This window comes from Marinobacter sp. UBA2498, from assembly GCF_002341575.1.
GTDB classification, from domain to species: Bacteria; Pseudomonadota; Gammaproteobacteria; order Pseudomonadales; family Oleiphilaceae; genus Marinobacter; species Marinobacter manganoxydans.
Genome location: NZ_DDOI01000150.1, coordinates 51,405 through 55,848 on the forward strand (window position 1 = coordinate 51,405; position 4,444 = coordinate 55,848).

At 59.4% G+C, this 4,444-nt stretch carries 7 protein-coding genes; 4 read left to right on the plus strand and 3 right to left on the minus strand.

The genetic code is table 11. The features are described 5' to 3' along the window. Positions 1-368, plus strand: a 368-nt coding sequence (locus B2W52_RS21040; protein WP_286804017.1) for an NADAR family protein, incomplete at its 5' end; no start/stop codon positions are given. Positions 369-408: 40 nt separating this feature from the next. Here the strand turns inward: B2W52_RS21040 and tenA are convergent. Genes tenA through B2W52_RS21055 form a run of 3 tightly spaced genes read right to left on the minus strand, consistent with a single transcriptional unit; the run spans position 409 to position 2,276 of the window. Beyond that, positions 409-1,077 (minus strand): thiaminase II, encoded by a 669-nt coding sequence (gene tenA / locus B2W52_RS21045; RefSeq protein ID WP_286804018.1) that lies wholly within the window; start codon positions 1,075-1,077, stop codon positions 409-411. Positions 1,078-1,102: 25 nt separating this feature from the next. Further along, positions 1,103-1,315, minus strand: coding sequence for a penicillin-binding protein (locus B2W52_RS21050; RefSeq protein ID WP_286804019.1), 213 nt, complete (start codon positions 1,313-1,315; stop codon positions 1,103-1,105). Between the two features lie 58 nt (positions 1,316-1,373). Then, positions 1,374-2,276, minus strand: coding sequence for a DMT family transporter (locus B2W52_RS21055; RefSeq protein WP_053112839.1), 903 nt, complete (start codon positions 2,274-2,276; stop codon positions 1,374-1,376). 112 nt (positions 2,277-2,388) lie between these two features. On the opposite strand from B2W52_RS21055, the gene B2W52_RS21060 reads away from it, so the two are divergent. The 3 genes from B2W52_RS21060 to B2W52_RS21070 are packed head-to-tail and all read left to right on the plus strand — an operon-like array spanning position 2,389 to position 4,433. Continuing rightward, complete coding sequence (locus B2W52_RS21060; RefSeq protein ID WP_053112838.1) at positions 2,389-3,252, plus strand: LysR substrate-binding domain-containing protein; 864 nt, start codon at positions 2,389-2,391, stop codon at positions 3,250-3,252. Between the two features lie 57 nt (positions 3,253-3,309). Beyond that, a complete protein-coding gene (locus B2W52_RS21065; RefSeq protein WP_104270620.1) occupies positions 3,310-3,957 on the plus strand; it encodes a DsbA family oxidoreductase in 648 nt (215 codons plus the stop codon). A 20-nt stretch (positions 3,958-3,977) separates the two neighbouring features. After that, positions 3,978-4,433, plus strand: coding sequence for a DUF4112 domain-containing protein (locus B2W52_RS21070; RefSeq protein WP_008172410.1), 456 nt, complete (start codon positions 3,978-3,980; stop codon positions 4,431-4,433). Positions 4,434-4,444: the final 11 nt, after the last annotated feature.

The following is a 4,444-nucleotide window of genomic DNA, read 5'->3' on the forward strand; positions in this document are numbered from 1 at the left end:
TCTGGCCAACCGTGGAACACTATTTCCAGGGAATGAAGTTCACGGACGACAACCGCCAGGAAAAGGTGCGCAACGCCGACACGCCCGGCAAGGCAGGAAAGCTTGGGCGCAAGCGCCACAAGAGCCTGCGGCGGGATTGGAAGCAGGTGCGCGAAACCGTTATGACACGGGGGATCTACGTGCGCTGCCGAACCCATCCCGAGCTGGCGGAGGCTCTGCTGGATACCGGCGACACGAAAATCGTTGAAAACAGCAATTTCGATTATTTCTGGGGCTGTGGCCGCGATCGACGGGGCGAAAACCGTTATGGGAAGGTGTTGATGAACGTGCGGGCCAGGTTGCGGGAGGAGCGGGCAGCGCAGGATTAAGCTTCAACCTGCGCGCCAGCTGCCAAACCAGCAGTGCGAGTCAATCGCTCTGCTTCAGGCCCATTTCCCAGAAATCGATTTCAAGCCGGGTGGCGTCGCTGAAAATCCGGGTTAGTTCCTTGAAGCGGGCAGGGGAGACATCGGCCAGTCGCTCATTGAGCCAGCTGATCTCAGCTCGCATCGCCTCCTGGAACTCGTCGCTCTCGTACATGGCGATCCAGGCATCGTAGGGGTTGTTCTCACCCCGAATCGTTTCCGCCCGGCTATTTAGCCAGTTGGCGATTTCACCGTAACCCACCATGCACGGTGACAGGGCCACGTGCAGGTCCAGCAGGTCGCCCCGGTTGCCGGTGTCCAGAACGTAGCGGGTGTAGGCCAGCGTGGCCCGGGCTTCCGGCAGGTCGGCCAGCTCTTGTTCGGAAATGCCCCATTCCTTGCAGTAGCTGACGTGCAGATCCAGTTCCACATCCACGATGGCCTGCAAACCCTCCTTTGCCTGGCGAAGGTCCGACAGTGTCGGGCTTTTATAGGCTGCAAGAGCAAAGGCACGGGCAAACTGGATCAGGAACAGGTAGTCCTGCTTCAGGTAATGCTGGAACGCTTCCGGCGCTAATGTCGCATTACCGAGTTGCTGCACAGAGCCGTGCTCGATGTAGGCCTGCCATTCGTTCTGGCAGCTCTTTTTCAGGTCTTCGAACTGATAAGGCATGCTTGCTCCTGGAAACAGTGTCAGCTCAGTAACAGGAATTGGGTGACGAGTCCGGGTTGATTTCGCCGGCGACTTCTTCCGGATCAATGCCGTGACTGATCAGTACTTCCCGCACAAAATTTACCTGAGCCAGAATTCTGTCAGCATCATCTCCGTATTCAAACCGGTTGATCTCGACCGGCTGGGGCATGAAGGTAAAGGCGGTTTTCAGGGCGGTGAGCGTGTCTTCGTCGGCCATTGGCATACTCCTCGTGCGATTTGAGTTTCACAGGAGGAGTATACGCAAGTCTTTAGGCTCAGGCCCGCCGACGGCTGGATGCCACCAGCGAACCCAGAACCACGAGTATCGCTGCCAGCGGAAGCCGCCAGTCTGGCGCGGCAATCCCGGCCAGTACCAGGAAAAGAGCAGCCAGTACCGGCACCGCATAGGCGAGGCTTCCCACCAGGGCTGTAGGCCCCTTCCGAAGGGCCAGATCCCAGGCCACCATGGCCAGTCCGTATGGCCCCAGGCCTAGGGCGACGCCAGCGGCCAGCGCGGTTCCTGAAGGCAGCGCATGGGCCGAGCCGGATACGGTGTCTGCGGCGGCTGCTCCGGCGCCTGCCAGAAGGAACAGGCCGGGCATTACCGGAGCGATCGCCACAGGTGTTGCCTGGCAGATCCACGAATACAGGGCCCAGCAGCCCCCGGCCAGAAGAGCCAGGCCGTAACCAGTCAGATTGCCTGAGAAACCATTACTCAGGGCCTCCGGGCCCAGCAGCAAAGCCGCCCCGGAAAAGGCAATCAGTGCCCCTGCAACAACCGGGAGGGCGATCCGCCGATGGAAAGCCCACTGGCTGATCAGGATAAACATAACCGGCCAGGTATAGGTGATCAGAGACGCCTCTGCGGTGGGCGCCATGCCCAGGCCGGCCAGATACGCGCCGACCGCCCCCAGTACCAGCAAAGGCACAAGACCGAAAATCACCAATTTCCATTGCCAGGACACTTTCACAGATCTGCGCGCTTCGCGCCCCCGGAAACTCATGGGCAGCACCGCCAGTGCGCCACTGATCAGGGCGATGGTTGTAAGTTGAAACGGAGGAATGGAGCGCGCTGCATCCACCAGCAGAGGTGCGACGGCCCACAGCACCACGGCAACCAGAGCCGCGATGATGCTCAGGATGTTTGGCAGACCGATGGTCGCGTTAAGAATCCTCATGGGCAGTCCTCCTTTAGCCGGTGTGTTGCGATCTGACAGTGGCAGGATATACTCGGATTAAGCATCACAAAAACAACAGTTATTGATAAAAAACATCACAGGAGTTGATGGATTGCGTCCCAGGATTCTTGATCTGAACGTGCTGCAAACGCTACTGGCCATTGCCGACACCGGAACGGTTACCGCCGCTGCAGACCGGCTTGCTTATACCCAGTCAACCGTGAGCATGCAGTTGCATCGACTGGAGTCCCTGCTGGAGGTGCCCCTTCACGAGCGGGAAGGGCGGCGGATACGGTTTACCGCGGAGGGCGAGCAGCTGATCGGTTATGCCCGGAAGATGCTGGCCCTGAACAACGAGGCATTGGATTCGCTTCGGCAGCGGCAGGTATCGGGGCAGCTGAGCCTGGGTATCCCGGAAGACTATGCGTTTTTGCTGACCTCCGTGCTCTCCCATTTCAGCCAGCTGTTTCCGGCGGTTCAGCTTCAGGTTATCTGCGGGTCGAGTGTCAGGCTTTTGCAGCAGGTGCAGGCCGGTGAGTTGGACCTGGCGGTTGTAACACGCCAGACCCGCTCCCCCGGGGGGGAAGTGATTCGCCGGGAGCCACTGGTGTGGGCGGTCGGCGCCGAGAAACAGCCGTCCCTCACAGATCCCATCCCTCTTGCGCTCTACTCGCCGGGTGCTGATGTGTTCAGGGAGGTGGCGGAGCAGGCGCTGTTTTCTGCGGGTCGGCAGTGGCGCCTGGCCTACTCAAGTCAGTCGATGACGGGGCTGATGCCAGTGGTAGTGGCCGGATTGGCGGTGGTGCCGGTAACCCGCGATATGCTCACGCCCCAGTTGCGTGTTCTGGACGAACGAAGCGGAATGCCGGCCCTGCAATCCATCGAGATGGCTCTGCACCGGCCATCGGGCCGCCCCACTGAACCTGCACGGCAGATGGCGGAGCTGATCCGGGAGCATCTGGCGGGAGATGGCTGATCTGTCCCCGTGTTAGGCTGACGATATCGTGTCTAAATGCAATGAACGGGATATGCCATGAAAACGATCAACATCGACATTGTTTCCGACATCGCCTGCCCCTGGTGTGCCATTGGCTACGCCCGCCTGGAGCAGGCCATGAAACAGCTGGCGTCTGAATACGAATTTGGCCTCCAATGGCATGCCTTTGAACTGAACCCGGATCATACGGGTGAGGGTGAGCCCATCCTGCCGGCTCTGGCCCGCAAGTACGGCCGGAGCGAGGATGAGATGCGCGCTACCCAAAACCAGATGATGACGATTGCGAAGGATCTGGGCCTCAATTTTGAGAAAATGCAGGAGCGTTTCACCTGCAACACCTTCGATGCCCATCGGCTGGTCAAGTGGGCTGCTGAGCAGGGCAAACAGACGGAGATGAAGCAGGCGCTGTTCGAGGCCTATTTCGGAAAGGCAGAGGATGTTTCAGACCCGAACGTGTTACTGGGCTGCGTCGAGAGCCTTGGGCTGGATCGCGACAAGGCTAAGCAAATTCTGGATTCAGATGAATTCGCCGACGTGGTCCGGGAGGACGAAGCGACCTACCAGCAGGCCGGCGTTTCTGCCGTGCCGGCGTTCATCGTGAACGGTAAGTACCTGATTTCCGGCGCCCAGGAACCGGATACCCTGGTACAGGCATTCGAGGAAATCGGCGCAAAGCCTGAGTGAGCGCCTGAACTGGAGAGGAAATGCCGAAACCTTCCGAAGCCCGCCAGAAGGCCATTCTGGAGCGGCTGGATAAATTCAGCCGGTTCACCGACAGCAACATTGCTATCCCGTTTACCAATATAAAGATAGGTGCGGAGGCAGTGATTGGCCTGTTGCCCGTGGTGGGGGACGCCGTGGGCCTGGTACTGGGCGGGTACGTATTGGTGGAAGCGCAGAGGGCGGGCGCCAGCAAGGACGTCAAGCTTCGCATGCTGCGCAACATGGGCATTGATTTCCTCGGTGGCCTGCTGCCTGTGATAGGTGATGGCTTTGACGCGGTATACAAAGCCAACACCCGCAACACCCGCTTGCTGAGAAACTACCTGGAAAAAGAGTTGGCGATTGAACCACCCCCGCCGCCTTTCCCCTGGATGACCGTGATCTGGTTGTCCGTGCTGTTCGCTGTCGTTACGGGCGGTCTGACATTGATTCTCTAGGCCTGCTGCCG